Annotated in this window: 22 protein-coding genes, 1 tRNA gene, 2 rRNA genes and 1 CRISPR repeat array; of the genes, 19 read left to right on the plus strand and 6 right to left on the minus strand. The window is 37.1% G+C overall.

Translation table 11 applies throughout. From position 1 onward, the window contains the following. The first annotated feature begins 1 nt into the window (after position 1). The 15 genes from cas2 (MLC52_RS09940) (at position 2) to MLC52_RS10010 (ending at position 9441) form a co-directional block, all read left to right on the plus strand. Positions 2 to 271, plus strand: a complete 270-nt coding sequence (gene cas2, locus MLC52_RS09940; protein ID WP_151899675.1) for a CRISPR-associated endonuclease Cas2 — start codon at positions 2 to 4, stop codon at positions 269 to 271. Further along, the gene (gene cas1, locus MLC52_RS09945) at positions 268 to 1152 is read left to right on the plus strand and encodes a CRISPR-associated endonuclease Cas1 (RefSeq protein WP_434580260.1); all 885 of its coding nucleotides are present in this window, start codon (positions 268 to 270) and stop codon (positions 1150 to 1152) included. The genes cas2 (MLC52_RS09940) and cas1 overlap by 4 nt, the downstream gene beginning before the upstream one ends. Next, positions 1130 to 1363 (plus strand): hypothetical protein, encoded by a 234-nt coding sequence (locus MLC52_RS09950; RefSeq protein WP_151899673.1) that lies wholly within the window; start codon positions 1130 to 1132, stop codon positions 1361 to 1363. Before cas1 ends, MLC52_RS09950 begins: the two co-directional genes overlap by 23 nt. Then, positions 1350 to 1634 carry a CRISPR-associated endonuclease Cas2 gene (gene cas2, locus MLC52_RS09955; RefSeq protein ID WP_434580262.1) on the plus strand — a complete coding sequence of 95 codons (285 nt, stop codon included), beginning with the start codon at positions 1350 to 1352 and terminating at the stop codon, positions 1632 to 1634. Before MLC52_RS09950 ends, cas2 (MLC52_RS09955) begins: the two co-directional genes overlap by 14 nt. Continuing rightward, entirely contained in the window at positions 1631 to 2008 is a 378-nt protein-coding gene (locus MLC52_RS09960) for a hypothetical protein (RefSeq protein ID WP_434580264.1), read from the plus strand. Before cas2 (MLC52_RS09955) ends, MLC52_RS09960 begins: the two co-directional genes overlap by 4 nt. A 109-nt stretch (positions 2009 to 2117) precedes the next feature. Beyond that, a CRISPR array of direct repeats spans positions 2118 to 4006; the repeat unit is 36 nt; unit sequence ATTACAACATTGACCCGATTTTAAGGGGATTGAAAC. A gap of 120 nt (positions 4007 to 4126) precedes the next feature. After that, a complete protein-coding gene (locus tag MLC52_RS09965; RefSeq protein WP_434580266.1) occupies positions 4127 to 4336 on the plus strand; it encodes a hypothetical protein in 210 nt (69 codons plus the stop codon). A 334-nt stretch (positions 4337 to 4670) separates the two neighbouring features. Then, positions 4671 to 4904, plus strand: coding sequence for a hypothetical protein (locus MLC52_RS09970; protein ID WP_346389934.1), 234 nt, complete (start codon positions 4671 to 4673; stop codon positions 4902 to 4904). Next, entirely contained in the window at positions 4897 to 5121 is a 225-nt protein-coding gene (locus MLC52_RS09975; RefSeq protein ID WP_151899656.1) for a hypothetical protein, read from the plus strand. Before MLC52_RS09970 ends, MLC52_RS09975 begins: the two co-directional genes overlap by 8 nt. A gap of 11 nt (positions 5122 to 5132) precedes the next feature. After that, complete coding sequence (locus tag MLC52_RS09980; RefSeq protein ID WP_151899655.1) at positions 5133 to 5378, plus strand: hypothetical protein; 246 nt, start codon at positions 5133 to 5135, stop codon at positions 5376 to 5378. Position 5379: 1 nt separating this feature from the next. Continuing rightward, positions 5380 to 5748, plus strand: a complete 369-nt coding sequence (locus tag MLC52_RS09985; RefSeq protein ID WP_434580269.1) for a hypothetical protein — start codon at positions 5380 to 5382, stop codon at positions 5746 to 5748. Next, the gene (locus tag MLC52_RS09990; RefSeq protein ID WP_434580271.1) at positions 5729 to 6301 is read left to right on the plus strand and encodes a leucine-rich repeat domain-containing protein; all 573 of its coding nucleotides are present in this window, start codon (positions 5729 to 5731) and stop codon (positions 6299 to 6301) included. The genes MLC52_RS09985 and MLC52_RS09990 overlap by 20 nt, the downstream gene beginning before the upstream one ends. Continuing rightward, on the plus strand, positions 6298 to 6633 hold the full coding sequence (locus MLC52_RS09995) for a hypothetical protein (RefSeq protein ID WP_434580273.1): 336 nt from the start codon (positions 6298 to 6300) through the stop codon (positions 6631 to 6633). The genes MLC52_RS09990 and MLC52_RS09995 overlap by 4 nt, the downstream gene beginning before the upstream one ends. After that, complete coding sequence (locus MLC52_RS10000) at positions 6630 to 6986, plus strand: hypothetical protein (protein WP_151899651.1); 357 nt, start codon at positions 6630 to 6632, stop codon at positions 6984 to 6986. Before MLC52_RS09995 ends, MLC52_RS10000 begins: the two co-directional genes overlap by 4 nt. Positions 6987 to 7205: 219 nt before the next feature. Next, positions 7206 to 8321 carry an AAA family ATPase gene (locus MLC52_RS10005; protein ID WP_434580275.1) on the plus strand — a complete coding sequence of 372 codons (1116 nt, stop codon included), beginning with the start codon at positions 7206 to 7208 and terminating at the stop codon, positions 8319 to 8321. Next, the gene (locus tag MLC52_RS10010) at positions 8314 to 9441 is read left to right on the plus strand and encodes a leucine-rich repeat domain-containing protein (protein ID WP_434580277.1); all 1128 of its coding nucleotides are present in this window, start codon (positions 8314 to 8316) and stop codon (positions 9439 to 9441) included. The genes MLC52_RS10005 and MLC52_RS10010 overlap by 8 nt, the downstream gene beginning before the upstream one ends. 59 nt (positions 9442 to 9500) lie before the next feature. On the opposite strand, the gene MLC52_RS10015 is transcribed toward MLC52_RS10010, so the two are convergent. The 4 genes from MLC52_RS10015 to MLC52_RS10030 form a co-directional block, all read right to left on the minus strand. Continuing rightward, a complete protein-coding gene (locus MLC52_RS10015) occupies positions 9501 to 9806 on the minus strand; it encodes a hypothetical protein (RefSeq protein WP_151899648.1) in 306 nt (101 codons plus the stop codon). A 176-nt stretch (positions 9807 to 9982) separates the two neighbouring features. Then, positions 9983 to 10059 (minus strand) — tRNA-Arg (locus MLC52_RS10020). A gap of 66 nt (positions 10060 to 10125) precedes the next feature. After that, the gene (locus MLC52_RS10025; RefSeq protein ID WP_151899625.1) at positions 10126 to 10344 is read right to left on the minus strand and encodes a hypothetical protein; all 219 of its coding nucleotides are present in this window, start codon (positions 10342 to 10344) and stop codon (positions 10126 to 10128) included. 7 nt (positions 10345 to 10351) lie between these two features. Further along, entirely contained in the window at positions 10352 to 10579 is a 228-nt protein-coding gene (locus MLC52_RS10030) for a hypothetical protein (protein WP_151899624.1), read from the minus strand. Positions 10580 to 10699: 120 nt separating this feature from the next. On the opposite strand from MLC52_RS10030, the gene MLC52_RS10035 reads away from it, so the two are divergent. The 4 genes from MLC52_RS10035 to aat are packed head-to-tail and all read left to right on the plus strand — an operon-like array spanning position 10700 to position 15111. Next, positions 10700 to 11935: an aminotransferase class I/II-fold pyridoxal phosphate-dependent enzyme gene (locus MLC52_RS10035; protein WP_151899623.1), complete on the plus strand. Its 1236-nt coding sequence runs from the start codon at positions 10700 to 10702 to the stop codon at positions 11933 to 11935. A gap of 5 nt (positions 11936 to 11940) precedes the next feature. After that, positions 11941 to 12240: an ATP-dependent Clp protease adaptor ClpS gene (locus tag MLC52_RS10040; protein ID WP_151899622.1), complete on the plus strand. Its 300-nt coding sequence runs from the start codon at positions 11941 to 11943 to the stop codon at positions 12238 to 12240. Between the two features lies 1 nt (position 12241). Then, complete coding sequence (gene clpA, locus MLC52_RS10045) at positions 12242 to 14419, plus strand: ATP-dependent Clp protease ATP-binding subunit ClpA (protein WP_434580280.1); 2178 nt, start codon at positions 12242 to 12244, stop codon at positions 14417 to 14419. After that, positions 14419 to 15111, plus strand: a complete 693-nt coding sequence (aat, locus tag MLC52_RS10050; RefSeq protein WP_434580282.1) for a leucyl/phenylalanyl-tRNA--protein transferase — start codon at positions 14419 to 14421, stop codon at positions 15109 to 15111. Before clpA ends, aat begins: the two co-directional genes overlap by 1 nt. On the opposite strand, the gene rrf is transcribed toward aat, so the two are convergent. Continuing rightward, a 5S ribosomal RNA gene (rrf, locus tag MLC52_RS10055) occupies positions 15107 to 15222 on the minus strand. The two genes, aat and rrf, sit on opposite strands and share 5 nt — an antisense overlap. A 261-nt stretch (positions 15223 to 15483) precedes the next feature. Next, positions 15484 to 18376: ribosomal RNA gene (locus tag MLC52_RS10060) — 23S ribosomal RNA — on the minus strand. Positions 18377 to 18595 lie beyond the last annotated feature (219 nt).

Here is an 18595-nt window from a genome sequence, read left to right on the forward strand (position 1 = left end):
GATGCAAAATTTTCTCATAATATATGATATATTTGACAAAAAACGATTACCAAAAATTAAAAAAATTGCATACTCATATGCACTTGGTGGTCAGAAATCAGCCTTGGAAGCACCACTAGATAAATCTCTAATGACTTCACTCATAAAAGAGTTAGAGGATATTTTAGAAGATGAAGACAAGGTAAACATAGTAAAAGTTGCAAATAAAACCATACTGCTTGGTAAAGCAAAACAGGTAGCATTTGAAAAAAATGGAGTCATCATACTATGAAAATAGCCATAATAGATAAAAAAGACATAACACTTCAAATCCAAAACAATGCTATAAAATTTGAAGAACAAACCATCCCTTTTAGATTTATGGATATACTCATACTCAATCATCGAGCAACACTCCATACAAAAGATATACTAAAATTGACTAAAGAAAATATATCTATACTCATAATCTCATACAATAATGATAGCTTCAGTCTCACAAGCAGTGCAAATACAAAAAACGGTGATATAAAATTAGCTCAATATACTTCACTTGATAAAAAAATAGAATTTGCAAAATATTTTATAACACAAAAACTAATTTCACATAAAGAGCAACTAGAAGTCAATGGTGTAGAAAATATAGATATAAAATTTCAGTTAGAGCAGTTAAAAAATGCAACTCAAATAGATGCGATAATGGGTATTGAAGGTTCATTTGCAAGGTTATATTTTCAAGAATTTTTTAACATATTACCTCGTGAATATCATAAAGGCAAACGAAGTAAAAAACCACCACAAGACCCTGTAAATGCTTTGATGTCATATTGGTATTCACTCTACTACAACATTATTACAGTAAAACTGCTCAGTTATGGTTTTGAGCCTGCTATGGGGTATTTGCACACTCCATTTCGTTCACACAATGCTCTATCTTCAGATATATTGGAACTTTTTCGTTCAGCAATAAATCAAGCTGTTCTATCTGTTTTTAAACATAATACCTTAACACTGGAAGATTTTACAAAAAAGGGTGGAGTTTATCTAAAATATGAGGGTAGAAAAAAAGTTTGGAGCGAGTTTGTTGAACTTGTAGATACTCTTAAACCAAAATTAGATAATGAAATAGCCAATTTAAAAAAGATGATAAATGAAACAAATAATTGTAATTAAAAACTCGAAAACAAAGTTACATGTAAAGCAAAACTATATGATAGTGGATGATAATGTCATAGCATATAGATACATAAAAAGTTTATATATCAATAAACTGTTAAATATCTCTATATCTGAATGTTTAAAACTTTCATCTATTTTCAAGGTATTTTTCATCGATAGATATGGCAATCTTTTAGGAGAGGTGAAACTATATGAAGAAATTTAATGCTCTTGTCTGTTATGATATAGCAGATTCCAAAAGATTAGCAAAAGTTGCAAAAGTTTTAGAAAAAGTTTCAATTCGCATACAAAAGTCCATTTTTTATCTTATGGATACAACAACAAACGAGATTAAAGAGATTGCTAAAATTTTAGAAGAAATTATAGATGAAGAGTATGATGATGTAAGAATATACAAAGTTGATAAAAGCTCATCTTTGCACCTTAAAAGTGCAATAGACCTTAAACAACCAAATATTATAAAGGGTGATGCATGAATATATATAAACAAATTGATACTATCTTCAGTGGTGAATCTGAAGAAATTCCAAAATGGGCAGAACAAATATTAACAGAATTAAAAGAGATAAGAAATATGTTAGAAAATCAAAAAAATGTGTCCAATCAACAAGTGCATACAAGTAGCAAGAGAGAGTTCTATGATTTCATCAATAGATTTAGAAAAAAAATGAAAGCGGATGTTATAAACAAAATTTATCCTACTTTTGAATATAATGGCAAAAAAATAGGTATTGACTTTAAAGGCTTATTATATGATAAAAAAGATTTGAAATTGCTTTCAAGAAGTGAAGCCTATATGGTATACAAATATGCTTACAATATGGAAAAAAACAACAAACATTCAGCATAATTTGGATATAATAAATACTCGCAAAACATAGTTTTTTGAAATATTATTGTTATTTTTTATAAAAGTTTTTTTTAAGAAATAAAAGCCCTGTTTATTGGGGCTTTGATAGATTACAACATTGACCCGATTTTAAGGGGATTGAAACACTTCTTGTTTTGTAGCAGTACGACTGCCTTCTACAATTACAACATTGACCCGATTTTAAGGGGATTGAAACTTTTTAATTCTCTTTCTCGGAGGAACAGTCCTGGAATTACAACATTGACCCGATTTTAAGGGGATTGAAACCCCTCTTCTAGTCCAAGTCTAAAAAGTTTTTTCAAATTACAACATTGACCCGATTTTAAGGGGATTGAAACTTACCGATACCGCACTTCTAGCGATACTTTTAGATTACAACATTGACCCGATTTTAAGGGGATTGAAACGTAACACCGTACCGTCTGGCAATATTACTATTGCCAATTACAACATTGACCCGATTTTAAGGGGATTGAAACGCTACTGCCAATTCAATACTGATAAACTCTTTACCAATTACAACATTGACCCGATTTTAAGGGGATTGAAACTCAGGACTTATAAGTAGTATATAGCTGACGCTATCATTACAACATTGACCCGATTTTAAGGGGATTGAAACAAGAGTCTTGCTCTACTGAACCACCTATACTTACCATATTACAACATTGACCCGATTTTAAGGGGATTGAAACCTCTATGTTACTATTACAGTAAGGGTTGCCACCTATATTACAACATTGACCCGATTTTAAGGGGATTGAAACTAAGGGTTGCCCCCTACTACTATTATTTCTCCTCTAATTACAACATTGACCCGATTTTAAGGGGATTGAAACTACGACCGTTGATTCTTACTAAACCTAAATACATGATTACAACATTGACCCGATTTTAAGGGGATTGAAACTGTATAAGTTAGTGAGAGATAAGCTCATGCTGGTAATTACAACATTGACCCGATTTTAAGGGGATTGAAACCTATGCCCACTAAGAAGTCGGTGCTATAGTTTGGCAATTACAACATTGACCCGATTTTAAGGGGATTGAAACCACCTACTGGCTCAGTAGTGAACTTGGCGCCTATTACAACATTGACCCGATTTTAAGGGGATTGAAACAGCTAATGCTAAGCTGTCTACATATGCCCCATCTTATTACAACATTGACCCGATTTTAAGGGGATTGAAACTGATGCTATGAGGTCGGCAAGTTTTTGGTTCTTGCATTACAACATTGACCCGATTTTAAGGGGATTGAAACTATAGATTAAACATATACCCTGGATCGTCTTCAGATTACAACATTGACCCGATTTTAAGGGGATTGAAACCTATTACAGCTTTCTTAGTTGTTTTTCTAAGCGTATTACAACATTGACCCGATTTTAAGGGGATTGAAACCTTTCAACTCTGCGACTGACACTGCTCGGCATTATTACAACATTGACCCGATTTTAAGGGGATTGAAACATTTATTACATTTGTGTTACACATTTTATATCCTTTATTACAACATTGACCCGATTTTAAGGGGATTGAAACCATCGTGGGTTACTTGTTATGTATTGGTCTACTAACTATTACAACATTGACCCGATTTTAAGGGGATTGAAACATCACCTGGGTTGATCATGTTGATCAGTTCCCAGATATTACAACATTGACCCGATTTTAAGGGGATTGAAACCATAGTGCTATGACTATTTATGAGGCAAGTAGTTTAATTACAACATTGACCCGATTTTAAGGGGATTGAAACCTAATATAGGGTTGACTGCTGGTTTGTCGTTACCGATTACAACATTGACCCGATTTTAAGGGGATTGAAACGCTCTTACTAGCATACCCAAGGCCTTGAGCCTTGCGATTACAACATTGACCCGATTTTAAGGGGATTGAAACCGATACCATCGTGGGTTGGATGCCATGTAGGCATCAAATTACAACATTGACCCGATTTTAAGGGGATTGAAACTAAAAGAGCTGGAGCGCGTGTCAAACGAACCCTATAATTTTAATTGCAAGTTATGCACAAGATTCAGCAAGTCGATGGAACATACATAATAAAAAACTAGACAGTGGCGCTAGATTAGCCATGGGAGATGCAAAAAAGTACAATATTACATGTGCTGTTATGTATAATGACAATATTGACAACAACAATCCTATGTTTGATCTAAACAGACTGTTAATAAAAGAGAATAGCAGTACTATGATTTTGACAAATAAAAATTTAGAAAAAATTATTGGTGATATAAAAAACAAACAATCCTTTATAGATGGAAAGTTACCTGGATTTGATTAGTGATATTTATTATTAAAGTAAAAACTTTATGTTAAGACAAAATAAGTCCAAATAATTTCATATCATTTCTAAAATATTTATAGGGATAATTCATGAAAACTACAGTAAAAATATCAAAAGTAAAAAAAAGAATAACTTGGGGTTTTAACCCTGTTAGCAGAGTTATAAAAAGTAAAAAAATCTACACTAGAAAAAACTTCAAAATTGAATACTGATTTTATATTTTTACTCTTCAAATATGAAAAACATTTTCTTAGAAATAAAATGACTATCTAGACATAATACGACCATAATATTTCATATACTGCTATTATCAAAACAAAAAGGATAGCAGATGAAAGTTACAGTACACGCAGCACAACGGTTTTTAGAAAGAGTCATGCGAAAATCCACTTATACATACAGAGATGTAAATTTTTCTATAAGATACTTGGAAAAACTGCTTCAAAATGTTGTGGTTTCATCCTATGCCAAACCATTTGTCCTCCCCGGGTTTGAAAACTACAAAGCAATCTATAGAGCAAATACGCTCATCACCATTGTTCCAAAAGGAGAAGCTCATGTTTAATCAAACGAAACAAACCTTTGACAAAGAAATCAAAAAGTTTGCTCGCCAAAATATCATCAAAAAACTTCAAAAGCAGGGAGTTGACTATACTTTATTAGATGAAGAAGAGTTTAAAGAGCTTATAGCCGATGAGATAAAAATTCTAAAAAGTGACAGCAAAAAAGTGGGTGCTGGGATTGGAATTGGAATTTTGATTAGCCTAGTTACTGGTATATAAAGGAGTTGGCAATGCTGGAAAAAACACAAAAACTTTATAGCAAAGGGAAAAAGAGTTTAGAGACACTTCTGCGAGAAAAAGCCTATATGGAAGTAGAAAACAAGCTTCAAGAAAAAGGGATTGAGATTGATGAAGTGAGTGATGAGGATATAGAGACACTTGTAGCAGCTCAGGTAAAAGATATGCAGACATCCCTCAAAGGTTTTGGTGTGGGAGCTGCATTTGCTGTGGCTATTTCATTGATAGCGGGGGTGTAAGATGTTGCGAATATTAAAATATCTCTATTTGGCGAACTTTTACAAAAAAGCAAAAAGTCATATCGGCATGCTCATACTTTATGGCGTTGTATTGCTCCTTGTGAGTCTGATTATGAATGACCTCATAAGTGTCTCTCAGGAGAGTGTGGCATATTTTATGTTGCTCATTAAATGGGTAATTGTATTTGCTCTTTTGTGGCTGATAGTTTTAAAAATTATCCGGATTTTCACTATGGCTTCACAACCTTTCTCAAAAGAAAAAACCGATTCCAAAAAAGAGCATTTGCTCTCAAAGGAAAAGTTACTCACGCAGAGTGAACAGATCATGGAAAAATATGTAAAGGCAAAACATGATAACGAAATCATATGAAATAGTAATCGATTTTTTCAAAGATCTTGATCAGGCACTCTATGAAAGATCCCTTCAAGGCGGCAGTAAATATCAATATGACCTTTGGTTAAAAAAAGGGATTATTGCTTGGGGCATTGAAGATTTATACACCATCAAAGAGTTGGACTTAAGCTACTCATTGCTAATAGAAATGCCATCTGCATTGAGCTACCTCACAACTTTAGAACATATCAATTTGGCTGGAAACTATATAGAAGAAGTTCCGCAGTGGGTTTGGAGCATGGGTAATCTCAAAGAGTTGACACTCGGAAATCATATTGCAGGAGGCAATCCCATAGAGAAAATTCCTGCAGATATTAAAAATCTTCAAAAATTAGAGATTTTAGATATCAGAAACCTCCATGTTTTACAAGAGCTTCCTAACGAGTTGTTGGAGTTAAAAAATCTGCTCTATCTTCAGATGACACAAACAACTCTTTATGAGAGTGACCTTATACAAAGGCTTCAAAAAGAGACCCAATGCTGTGTGATGCTTGATGAACCATTCCCGTTTATAGGAGATTTGTCATGAAAAACAGAAGTGATTGCGAAGTGTTGCTTTCAAAAGCAGAAGGAACTTTTTCAGATTTTGCAAAGTGCCTGGAAAACATGGTTGATGAGAAGAAAAAGAAAAGGGATGTTGCCAAGAGTCTCTTTCGTTTTGGGGCATCTCTCACAAAACTCACACTCAGTGCAACCGGTTGTGCTATAAAGAATGCACCAAAAGTTGTAGTAGCAACAGCCGCTATAAAAAGAGAACTTATCAATGAGATTGAAACGGAGTGGAAAGAGTATAAAAAAGAGCAGCGAGAAAAAGCTTTAGAGGAGAAGATCCAACAACTCTCACTTAGGAAGAAAATATGAAGCTTATAGCTGTTGTCATATTTTCATGGTTATTTATTGGCTGTGCAGATACACAGGTGCATCATGAGCGCTACTACCAAACTAAGCTTTGTAAGAAGATGGATGGTATAATGGAATACACCCTCAAAGACAGAACACGGGTTGATTGTTTAACACCTGAGTATGCCATAGAGGTAGATTTTGCAAAAAAATGGGCAGAGAGTATAGGACAGTCACTTTACTATGCAAAAATGACAGGGAAAAAACCTGCAGTAGGATTCATTATCAATAGAGAAAAAGAGCGTCGTTATTTAAAGCGATTAAAACTCATTGCCAAAGAGTATGGCATTACCGTTTTTCTTATCGAAAAATAAAAGGAATAAAACAATGCAAAAGGAAAAATAGTTGTTATCCGTGTTGGCGGAGGCGGAGATGCTGCACTTGAGAGCTATGATGCGATAAAGGATGCTATTTGTAAATAGTTATTGTATTAGCTCTTTTATTGATTCTAAAAATTTCAAATCAACAAAAAAGACATAATGTGTCCATTATTGTTGTTATACTTTTTAGAATTTATGACAGAGGGGCAAAGAATGAACAATGCGTGTTTTCAAGTTGTTGGCGAATCAATTTATTTTTCTAATCCGCTCTCTGCACAAGAGTATGCCAAAAAAAATCCAGGAACTACCATTATAAGAACATCTCAAACAACAAATCAAGTAATACAACACACTCCGGAATCTATACTGCAGCATCTTAACAAGCTTGTCATTGCACAAGATGATGCAAAAAAAGAGATAGCTGTAGCACTCTACTACCATAGCCTCAAAATGTACTATCTTGATGCAAACGGGACAGATTCAAGTGGACCTGTTATGCTGATTGGTCCGACTGGATCAGGAAAAACTTTTATAGTGCAAGAAGCGTGCAAACTCATAGATACTGTCTATATACATGTAGATACATCAAGCATGGTTTCAGAAGGGATAGTTGGGTACAATATAGGAAAACTCGCGGCTGATATACTGCAAAAAGCAGAAAATGACTTAAAAAAAGCAGAGCATTGTGTTGTTTTTTTCGATGAGATGGACAAACTGTTTCATCCGGACAATGATGAATACGGTTCGGAAGTTTCTCATCAGCTTTTACGATTTATAGAGGGTACCACAGTAAATATTCCTAAACAGGACCTGCATAATGGCAGTGAAGCCACTGCACTTTCTACACATAAAATGCAGTTTATCTTAGGCGGTGCCTTTCAATGGATACTTGATAAAAAAGAGCAGAGCAGTTCAGGCAAAAATATGGGATTTTTACATAACAATGATATCCCTAACAATAAAAAACGCAAAGGGGTTAGCCTTGAAGATCTTTATGAAGAAGATGTTCCAAAGGAGTTGCTTGGAAGAATGCATACAATCGTAAATCTCTATCCGCTCACGCAAGAGGATTATTACAAGATTTTAACGCAAAGTGCCGCATCACCACTTCAGGAGTTTATTGACAAAATCAATTTTCATGGAGATTATGTTGAGATAGAGGATAAAGTTATTCATGCAATAGCCGAGTATGCATCAAAAAGTGATCTGGGTGTTCGCTCCATTCGGCAAATTCTTAAAAAACTTTTTGCAGAGGCACTCTTTTTAGCGCCAAATCCCGGAAATACAACACATACCATTAGATACAACAAAGAGCAATTTTATGAATGAGACATCACACAACGAACAAACTTGGACAGAGAAGCTTTTAGCATGGGCAGACGAGTATAAAATAGATGACCTTATAGGAAAAAGTAAAGAGGAACTGCTCTCACTTGAAACTTTAAAGATCAGCTTTGAAGCATCAAAAAAATTAGACGGCTTTATAGCACCAGAGATAGAGTATCTGCAAAACCTCAAAGATCTCACTATAGATACTGTTTATCTATTGGAAGCTCTGCCGCTTGAAATTACAAGATTGAAAAAGCTGCAGAGTTTAAAGCTCATTTCACTGAAACTAAAAATGATTCCCGAAGAGATTGGACAATTAACCAATTTAAAAGAGTTTGTTATAGCTGCCTGTACTCATGTTAAATCTTTACCGCTTTGTCTTGTAGAGATACCAGGTTTGGAAATGCTTGTTTTAGAGAATTGCTTAGACCTTGAGATTTTGCCAATATCGCAAAAACCGCTGCATAACCTTAAAAAGCTCGTTATACAGTCTTTTAAAAGGCTTTGTATATTAGATTTTATCAAACAATTCCCGGAGCTTGAAGAGGTAAGTTTGTGTAGAATCCCTTTTGTAAATTTTCCTATATCGCTGTGCGAATTAAAACATCTACGAGAGTTAAATATGCAAGCAACTAAAATCAAAAAACTGCCATCAGAGATAGCAAATCTAAAAAACTTAGAAGTGCTTATATGTGATTCGCTTACAGAGATACGAGAAGATCTATGTCACTTACCAAAGCTAAAAGCTTTTAATTATGGAAAAAGGGAATTAGATGTACTCCCAGCATCTATAGACAAGCTTATCTCCCGTGGTTATATCAAGATAAAATATTCAGAAACAGTATATATAATTGACACATTACCCAACAAAAAGCTGTTAAAAGAAGGCTTTGAAGTTATAAGCCGCCATGATGAGTATATTCAAGAGGCACAGCAGATGAAAATAATCACCCATCGCTACAAACAAGAACCTCTTGTCAAGTATATTTCACATGAAGAGTTTGCACAAGAGTACCAAAAAATGGATAGATATATTGAGCAGATGGTAAAAAAATTTCTGCATACTGATAAAGAAGAAGAGTTTGGTGATGTGAAAGAGAATTGGGTGCCGCAACGATAGCTTATTTTTGCATACAAAGAACTTTTATATGAGCATAGCAATAAAAGCTATGCTAAAAATCATTGCCCTACATAAGAACCGTCAGGCGCCAAAGTTGCAGTGTTACCACCAACATAAGAGCCATCAGGTGCCAAAGTGCTTGTTGATCCACCTACATAATTACCATTTGGCGTCATAGTACTGCTCGAACCCCCTACATAAGAACCATTTGGGGTTAGTGTTGCACTATTACCTCCTGCATATGTGCCGTCAGGAGCTAAAGTTGCAGTATCCCCGCTAACATAACTACCATCTGGAGCTAAAGTGTAACTACCTGCCAATGCCATTGTTGATGCCAAAACTGCACCTATTATTATTTTTTTCATCTTCTTGTTCCTTTTTTTGAAGTGTAAGGATTATAGGAAATTAGATGGACAAGTTTTGTCAATTAATAAATTCTTATGCCAATTCTGACATCAAGTGTTATTTTTATTTGAGAAGAGTTATACTGAATAACATACCATTAAAATTTATTGGTTAAATAGGTGAGGAAGTTTAAGTATGGTGCGCCCGACATGATTCGAACATGTGACCGCTGGTACCGCAAACCAGTGCTCTATCCAGCTGAGCTACGAGCGCACACCATTCTCTGATTGAGAGGCTGAAATTATATCACTTATAACTTATATAATTATAAAACAGTGTCTAATCTTCAATTTTTACTAATATTTCTTCTACTTTTTGATTTTGCAAATACAATTCATGGTTTTTTCGTACATATGCCTGGAGTAAAACTTTAATATCATTGTTTCCTTCCATGTTAAAATCTTTCATCATCTGTTTCTGTAAAAAATTGGCAAATTTATCTTCCACATCAACATCAAATCTGCGGCCTCCGATATGTAGTCCAATTTTTTTACTCATTATATTATTAACCTAAAATACTTTCGATTTTATTTACAATTTCTTCTATTTCTATATCTTTTTGAGCATTTTCTTCATGCAGTCTTTCAATTTCCTGATTTTTCAATGCACAATCTGCTTTGAGTGTCACGATTTCATTTCGCATCTTCTCATTTTCATCTATGAGCGTATGATATTTTTCAAGAATACTTGAAACTTTTTCACTGAGTTTATTCAAAGCTGTTTGATTATCCATTTGCGTTTCCTAATATTAATTAATAAATTTCTTCTTTAGAATTCTAACATAATTAAAGTACATAGGATAAATATTATCTCTAATTTGCTATAATTTATAGATAATTAAAAGGCATGAAATATGAATAAATTTGAAGACTACTGCACAAAATTTGTACAAAGTATCGGAAGTAAAGAAGGAGCGGTCTCTCCGAGTATAGTATCCTCAGCTTCTTTTTCTTATGGAAGTCCGGAAACAGCAGAAGGGATTTTCAATGGCAGTGTAAAAAAGCCTCTCTATTCAAGAATGGGCAACCCAACAACAGCAAAACTTGAATCAATCATGGCAGAGATGGATGGTGGTATTGGAGCTGTTGCAACAAGCTCAGGGATGGGAGCAACATCTCTTGCCGTAATGTCCCTGCTTTCTCAAGGAGATGAAATCATTAGCATAGGCGGATTGTTTGGCGGGACATACGCACTGTTTGATGAAACTCTCAGCAGATTTGGTATAAAAACTCACTTTTTTGATGTTGACGAATTTGACAGCATAGAAAATGCCATAAACAAAAATACAAAAATAATTTTTTTAGAAAGTGTCGGTAATCCGAATATGAGGCTTCCTGATATTAAAAGAATCGCTGCAATTGCGAATGAATCAAATGTAGCGCTCATCGTTGACAACACTATTACTCCCTTAAGTGTTTCGCCCTTGGCTCTTGGTGCTGACATCACGGTTTATTCAACTACGAAAATCATCTCTGGAAATTCCTCTGCACTAGGCGGTTGTGTGGTTTTTCGCGCCATACATGAAAATGCTGACAAATTTAAGACAGAACGTTACGCATTCCTTGAAAAGTTTATCAAAGGAGCGGGGAAAACGGCTCTCATACCTAATGCAAAAAAACGGGCTTTACGAGACTTGGGAATGAGCGCAAATGCACATGCCAGCTATCAAACGTTACTCGGACTCGAAACACTGGCACTCCGACTTCCAAGAATAGTCAAAAGTGTTGAAACAGTGGCCCTGGAACTTGCCAAACATGGTATAGCGGTAAACCATCCGTGTATTCAGTCTCATCCTCACCATGCACGGTATAAAGAAGATTTTCAATATGGATGCGGAACCCTTTTGACAATTGATATGCAAAGCAAAGAGCGTGCATACGACTTTTTACGTAAAACAAAAATAGCAACAATTACTGCAAACATAGGCGATTCAAGAACACTCGCCCTGCATATGGCATCAACTATATACAGTGATTTTGACGAAAAAACCAGAGAATTTCTTGGAATTACCGACGGTCTTATTAGAATTTCTATCGGACTTGAAAACCCGGTAGAAATTATAAATGATTTTATTCAAGCAGCAAAGTAGAAAAAATGGCAACAAAAACAGACTTAGAAATAGATGAACAGACAATACTGAAATATCCAAAAAAATATTTTGTATTTTTACTCAATGATGATTATACGCCTATGGATTTTGTAGTCGATATTCTCATGGAAATTTTTCATAAAACATATGAAGAAGCGCAGGATATTATGCTTGAAGTACATAAAAAAAACAGAGGTTTGTGTGGTGTTTACACATATGAAATCGCAGAGACAAAGCTTAAGCAAGTACGTCGCAAAGCGAAAGACAACGGCTTTCCCCTAAAAGCCACAATGGAGGAAGAATAACATGATAAGCTCATCACTCAATGATATATTTCAAAAATCTGTAATATTTGCAAAACAGCTCCACCATGAATACCTGACAATTGAGCATATATTTTACCTTTTGTTAAGTTCGGATGAGGGCGCATCAATTATAGAAACATGTGGCGGGAATGTGTCAAAAATGAAAGAAGAACTTGGCGAATACATCAAAAAAAATATGGAAACACTTCCTGCCGATATAATACAGGACCCTTATGAAAGCGTAGCGCTTTCCCGTTTGATTGATAAGATGGTGCGCCATGTTCAGTCATCCGGTCAAACGAATGCGGATATAGGGGATCTTTTGGCAACTCTTTTTGAAGAGAAACATACATTTGCCTATGCTTTGCTCAATAAATACCAAATAACAAAACTGGATATATTGGAAGTAATTTCACATCCTGACACAGACCAGGATGAAGAAGAAAAAGAGTCTAATTTACGAAAATACACAATAAACCTTATAGAAAAAGCCAAAGAAGGAAAAATTGACCCTGTAATAGGCAGAGATAATGAAATTCAAAGAGTCACACAGATACTTTGCAGAAGAAAGAAAAACAACCCTGTACTTGTAGGTGAACCAGGCGTTGGAAAGACAGCAATAGCAGAAGGACTGGCTCTGCGTATTGCAGCGAATGATGTTCCTGACATAATCAAAGACTCCAATCTTTATGCGCTTGATTTAGGGGCATTGCTTGCAGGAACAAAGTACAGAGGAGACTTTGAAAAACGCCTCAAAGGTGTTATGGACGAACTCAAACGTGAACCTAAAGCAATTTTATTTATAGATGAAATCCATACACTTATAGGAGCAGGAAGCACGAGCGGAACAATGGATGCAGCCAATCAACTCAAGCCTGCTCTTGCTTCAGGCGAAATAAAATGTATGGGAGCTACAACTTTTGCAGAATACAGAAACGGGTTTGAAAAAGACAAGGCACTCAGCAGAAGATTTTCCAAAATAGATGTTAATGAACCATCGAAAAAAACAAGCTATCTCATTCTCAAGGGACTTCAAGGCAAATATGAAAAACACCATTCTGTGCAATATACAAACAAGGCATTAAAAACAGCAGTAGATCTCTCTAAACGCTACATTACTGACAAATTTTTACCAGATATTGCCATAGATTTAATTGATGAAACAGCAGCATCATTTCATCTTCAAAAAAGAAAAAAAGAAAAAGTAACCGCAAATGATATTCAAAAAACTATAGCATCCATTGTGGGTATCAGCAATTCAAAAATATCTAATAATGAAACGGCATCTTTGCAACATTTAGAAGATAAACTCAGACAAAGAGTTATTGGTCAGGAAAAAGCTGTAGAGATGGTGACAAAAGCTATTAAAATATCAAAAGCAGGACTAACACCTCCGAACAAACCCATAGCTTCATTTTTGTTTTCAGGACCGACAGGTGTTGGAAAAACCGAACTGGCAATTGCATTAAGTGAAATTTTAGGGATCAATTTTGAAAAATTTGATATGAGCGAATATATGGAGAAACATGCTCTCAGCCGTTTGGTAGGAGCGCCTCCTGGATATGTAGGATATGAGCAGGGAGGACTGCTTACAGAAGCCATCAAAAAGCATCCTTATACAGTTTTACTGCTTGATGAAATAGAAAAGGCACACCCTGAACTCATAAATGTGTTACTACAGATAATGGACAGCGCAACACTCACTGACAATAATGGCTACAAAGCCGATTTTCAGAATGTTATACTGATTATGACATCAAATATTGGAGCTCAGGCCAGAAATGTTATGGGATTCAATAAAGATGAATCTATTTCTAAAAACGAAGAACTAAAATCATTTTTTACTCCGGAATTCAGAAATAGATTAGATGCTATTATAGAATTTGGGCAATTGAGTCATGGAATAGTCGAAAAAATTGTACAAAAATTCATAACAGAACTCAATAAAGAGTTAAAAAAGAAAAAAATAATTGTAACTGTTTCCGATAAAGTTATAAAATTTATTGCTGAGAAAACCTATTCACCGGAAATGGGAGCCAGACCGCTTAAAAGGTATATTAAAAATAATATTACCGATAAACTCAGTGATGAAATTTTATTCGGAAAACTTAAAAATGGCGGAAAAGTAGAAGTGATAATACAAAATGACACTTTAGAGAATGTATACGAAGAAGCTTAATGTATTTGCCGCAGCTTGACAATTATTCACTCTCCTTTCCTGATCCCCATGATGCGAACAAAGAAGGTATAGTAGCATGGGGAGGAGATTTAAATCCCTCTAGATTATTAAAAGCATACCAAAATGGTATTTTCCCCTGGTACTCACAGCAAGACCCTATACTGTGGTGGTCAACGAATCCGCGTCTTATTATGGAGCTTGATGACTTTAAACTAAGACGTTCATTGAAAAAAAAATTGAAAAAATTTGAATATACATTTGATAGCAGATTTCAAGAAGTTGTGCATAAATGTGCTTCTGTTGCAAGAAAAGATCAAAATGGTACATGGATAAATAAAGATCTGGCAGAATCATTCAATGTTTTGCACGGCATGGGTATAGCTCACTCAGTTGAAAGTTATCTTGATGGCAAACTGGTAGGCGGGTTGTATGGATTGACAATAGGAAAAGTGTTTTGTGGAGAATCAATGTTTGCAGAAGTCAGTGATGCGTCAAAAGCTGCATATGCGGTATTGGTAAAACATTTAAAAGTATGGGGATATGATTTTATTGACTGTCAGGTACCGACACCACATCTTAAATCATTAGGAGCAAAAGAAGTTTCAAGAGATTATTATCTTGAACGTTTGTATAAAGTAAATATGGATATTGTAAAAAATGAATGGATTGTTGATAAAAATCTGATCAACTAGGCAGCGACCTACATTCCCACAAGTGAAACCTGCAGTATTATCAGCGATGAGAGGCTTAGCTTCTGGGTTCGGAATGGGGCCAGGCGTTTCCCTCTCTCTATAGCCACCTAGACAAGATCAGATATAAAGATATCGGTAAATACTCCACTTACGCTTTAGCGACGGGAGTATCGGCATTTAGTGCCAGATATACTTATATCTGATCTTACAAGGACCAGTTGAGTGAGTTAATGATTGCTCATTAAGTTAGAATTGGTAAAATCAACAACAGCCGGCACTAAAGTACCGGTTCCAAATAACTACTAACATATCTCTTATTAGTATATATACACTAAATAAGGTAGTGAAGCAATTGTGTTCATTTAAGAACTTGGTAAAAAGACAAACGTACTATTAGTACTGGTCAGCTAAACACATTGCTGTGCGTACACATCCAGCCTATCAAGCTTGTAGTCTTCAAGCGTACTTCAGGGAACGTTCATCTTGGAGTTGGCTTCCCGCTTAGATGCTTTCAGCGGTTATCTCATCCGTGCGTAGCTACCCAGCTATGCCCTTGGCAGGACAACTGGTGCACCAGTGGCACGTCCAACCCGGTCCTCTCGTACTAGGGTCAGCTCTCCTCAACGTTCCTACGCCCACGGAAGATAGGGACCGAACTGTCTCACGACGTTCTGAACCCAGCTCGCGTACCGCTTTAAATGGCGAACAGCCATACCCTTGGGACCTGCTCCAGCCCCAGGATGCGATGAGCCGACATCGAGGTGCCAAACCTCCCCGTCGATGTGAGCTCTTGGGGGAGATCAGCCTGTTATCCCCGGCGTACCTTTTATCCTTTGAGCGATGGCCCTTCCACACAGAACCACCGGATCACTATGACCGTCTTTCGACTCTGCTCGACTTGTATGTCTCACAGTCAGTCCGGCTTATGCCATTATACTCTACGAAGGATTTCCAACCCTTCTGAGCCGAACTTTGTAAGCCTCCGTTACTTTTTAGGAGGCGACCGCCCCAGTCAAACTACCCACCAGACATTGTCCTCGCACGAGATAATCGTACGGAGTTAGCTATCAGAATATTCAAGGGTGGTATCTCAAGGATGCCTCCTCCAGAACTGGCGTCCTGGATTCAACGGCTCCCACCTATCCTGCACATGAATATCCCAATAGCAGTGTCAAGCTATAGTAAAGGTGCACGGGGTCTTTCCGTCTTTCCGCGGGTAGGAGGAATTTTCACCTCCACTACAATTTCACTGGATCCCTTGTTGAGACAGCTCCCATCTCGTTACGCCATTCATGCAGGTCGGTATTTAACCGACAAGGAATTTCGCTACCTTAGGACCGTTATAGTTACGGCCGCCGTTTACTCGGGCTTCAATTCATGCCTTCGCCGAAGCTAAGCAATCCTTTTAACCTTCGAGCACCGGGCAGGCGTCACACCCTATACATCCACTTACGTGTTAGCAGAGTGCTGTGTTTTTGGTAAACAGTCGGGAGGGACTCTTTGCTGCGACCCGTCAGTGCTTCTGGGAGTAAATCCCATAACACTTAGGGCACACCTTATACCGAAGATACGGTGCTAGTTTGCAGAGTTCCTTAACAAGGGTTCATCCACGCGCCTTAGAATACTCATCTCACCCACCTGTGTCGGTTTACGGTACGGGCAACATTACATCTCGTTTAGAGGCTTTTCTCGGCACGACAGTATCAAGGGTTCTGGTCGCTCTCCGAAAAGATTGACCAGCCTGTCAGATCTCGGTCTCATGTAGCGCGGATTTGCCTACGCTACGACCTACGTCCTTCGAGCCACTATTCCATCAGTGACCCCCTTTAACTCTATGCGTCCCCCCATCACTCAAACGATGTAATGTCGGTATCGGAATATTAACCGATTTGCCATCGTCTACCCCTTTCGGACTCGACTTAGGTCCCGACTAACCCTACGATGACGAGCATCGCGTAGGAAACCTTGGGTTTACGGCGAAGAAGATTCTCACTTCTTTTCTCGCTACTCATGCCTGCATGCTCACTTCCATCCGCTCCAGTACTCCTTACCGGTATACCTTCAGCGCTGAATGGAACGCTCTCCTACCACTTACAGTAAACTGTAAATCTAAAGCTTCGGTGTTTATCTTAGCCCCGTTATATTTTCGGCGCAGAATCGCTAGACCAGTGAGCTGTTACGCTTTCTTTAAAGGATGGCTGCTTCTAAGCCAACCTCCTGGTTGTCACAGCAACTCCACATCCTTTTCCACTTAGATAAAACTTTGGGACCTTAGCTGTTAGTCTGGGTTGTTCCCCTCTCGACATAGGATTTTATCACCCTACGCCTGACTCCCGAGGTTACACGTATAGTATTCGGAGTTTGATAGGGTTTGGTACCGCGGTAAGCAGCCCTAGCCCTGTCAGTGCTCTACCCCTATACGCTAATGCTCGAGGCTATACCTAAATATATTTCGGAGAGAACCAGCTATCACTGAGTTTGATTGGCCTTTCACCCCTATCCACAAGTCATCCCAAGAATTTTCAACTTCTACGGGTTCGGTCCTCCACTGGCTCTTACACCAGCTTCAACCTGCTCATGGATAGATCACTCAGTTTCGGGTCTGCAGCATCTGACTATGTCGCCCTATTAAGACTCGCTTTCGCTACGGCTTCTCGTTCGATTAACCTTGCCAGATACCACAACTCGCAGGCTCATTATGCAAAAGGCAGTCCGTCACACTTATTTAATAGTGCTCCGAATGATTGTAAGCCATAGGTTTCAGGTTCTATTTCACTCCGCTCACCGCGGTCCTTTTCACCTTTCCCTCACGGTACTTGTTCGCTATCGGTCTAGTAGTAGTATTTAGGGTTGGAGGGTGGTCCCCCCATATTCAGTCAAGATAACACGTGTCCCGACCTACTCGTTCCATACCTTAGTTCCACATAAATGTTTTCGCTTACGGGAGTATCACCCTCTATGCTCATCCTTTCCAGAATGTTCTGCTAACAAATATGCTAAATGTATGCGCCCTATTCCAATTTCGCTCGCCGCTACTCTCGGAATCTCGTTTGATTTCTCTTCCTCTAGGTACTGAGATGTTTCACTTCCCTAGGTTCGCCCCACCCGAAGGTGGTAACACGAATCGCTCCGTGCTGGGTCGCCCCATTCAGAAATTCCCGGATCAAAGCTTCTTGGCAGCTCCCCGAGACTTTTCGCAGCCTAGTACGTCTTTCATCGCCTCTACTAGCCAAGGCATCCACCTATGGCCCTTAATATCTTTTTATTCTATGTTGCGTTCACTACCTTATTTAATGTATGAATACATTAAACAAGATGAATGATCTGTTATTGTAGTTATTTAGTTTTTAATTATATCTCTATAATTAAAGTTGTTGACTTTAACAATTGTAATTTAATGATCGTTTGGTTTTTAAACCAAATATAAATTCTTATGACTTTAAGAACTTATATTTAATTTAAAACTTGTTTGATTTTTGAAGAA

It is taken from the genome of Sulfurimonas sp. NW15 (assembly GCF_051132285.1).
GTDB lineage: Bacteria > Campylobacterota > Campylobacteria > Campylobacterales > Sulfurimonadaceae > Sulfurimonas > Sulfurimonas hydrogeniphila.

Excerpts from the sequence above, each read along its gene's own strand:
- clpA (WP_434580280.1), top strand. The coding sequence starts at position 12,242 with ATGATAAGCTCATCACTCAATGATATATTTCAAAAATCTGTAATATTT.
- cas2 (WP_151899675.1), top strand. The coding sequence starts at position 2 with ATGCAAAATTTTCTCATAATATATGATATATTTGACAAAAAACGATTA.
- MLC52_RS09980 (WP_151899655.1), top strand. The coding sequence starts at position 5,133 with ATGCTGGAAAAAACACAAAAACTTTATAGCAAAGGGAAAAAGAGTTTA.
- MLC52_RS09995 (WP_434580273.1), top strand. The coding sequence starts at position 6,298 with ATGAAAAACAGAAGTGATTGCGAAGTGTTGCTTTCAAAAGCAGAAGGA.
- MLC52_RS09985 (WP_434580269.1), top strand. The coding sequence starts at position 5,380 with ATGTTGCGAATATTAAAATATCTCTATTTGGCGAACTTTTACAAAAAA.
- MLC52_RS09950 (WP_151899673.1), top strand. The coding sequence starts at position 1,130 with ATGAAACAAATAATTGTAATTAAAAACTCGAAAACAAAGTTACATGTA.
- MLC52_RS10005 (WP_434580275.1), top strand. The coding sequence starts at position 7,206 with ATGAACAATGCGTGTTTTCAAGTTGTTGGCGAATCAATTTATTTTTCT.
- MLC52_RS10030 (WP_151899624.1), bottom strand. The coding sequence starts at position 10,579 with ATGGATAATCAAACAGCTTTGAATAAACTCAGTGAAAAAGTTTCAAGT.
- MLC52_RS10000 (WP_151899651.1), top strand. The coding sequence starts at position 6,630 with ATGAAGCTTATAGCTGTTGTCATATTTTCATGGTTATTTATTGGCTGT.
- MLC52_RS10035 (WP_151899623.1), top strand. The coding sequence starts at position 10,700 with ATGAATAAATTTGAAGACTACTGCACAAAATTTGTACAAAGTATCGGA.
- cas2 (WP_434580262.1), top strand. The coding sequence starts at position 1,350 with ATGAAGAAATTTAATGCTCTTGTCTGTTATGATATAGCAGATTCCAAA.
- MLC52_RS10015 (WP_151899648.1), bottom strand. The coding sequence starts at position 9,806 with ATGAAAAAAATAATAATAGGTGCAGTTTTGGCATCAACAATGGCATTG.
- MLC52_RS09975 (WP_151899656.1), top strand. The coding sequence starts at position 4,897 with ATGTTTAATCAAACGAAACAAACCTTTGACAAAGAAATCAAAAAGTTT.
- MLC52_RS09970 (WP_346389934.1), top strand. The coding sequence starts at position 4,671 with ATGAAAGTTACAGTACACGCAGCACAACGGTTTTTAGAAAGAGTCATG.
- aat (WP_434580282.1), top strand. The coding sequence starts at position 14,419 with ATGTATTTGCCGCAGCTTGACAATTATTCACTCTCCTTTCCTGATCCC.
- MLC52_RS10010 (WP_434580277.1), top strand. The coding sequence starts at position 8,314 with ATGAATGAGACATCACACAACGAACAAACTTGGACAGAGAAGCTTTTA.
- MLC52_RS09965 (WP_434580266.1), top strand. The coding sequence starts at position 4,127 with ATGGGAGATGCAAAAAAGTACAATATTACATGTGCTGTTATGTATAAT.
- MLC52_RS10025 (WP_151899625.1), bottom strand. The coding sequence starts at position 10,344 with ATGAGTAAAAAAATTGGACTACATATCGGAGGCCGCAGATTTGATGTT.
- MLC52_RS09960 (WP_434580264.1), top strand. The coding sequence starts at position 1,631 with ATGAATATATATAAACAAATTGATACTATCTTCAGTGGTGAATCTGAA.
- MLC52_RS10040 (WP_151899622.1), top strand. The coding sequence starts at position 11,941 with ATGGCAACAAAAACAGACTTAGAAATAGATGAACAGACAATACTGAAA.
- cas1 (WP_434580260.1), top strand. The coding sequence starts at position 268 with ATGAAAATAGCCATAATAGATAAAAAAGACATAACACTTCAAATCCAA.
- MLC52_RS09990 (WP_434580271.1), top strand. The coding sequence starts at position 5,729 with ATGATAACGAAATCATATGAAATAGTAATCGATTTTTTCAAAGATCTT.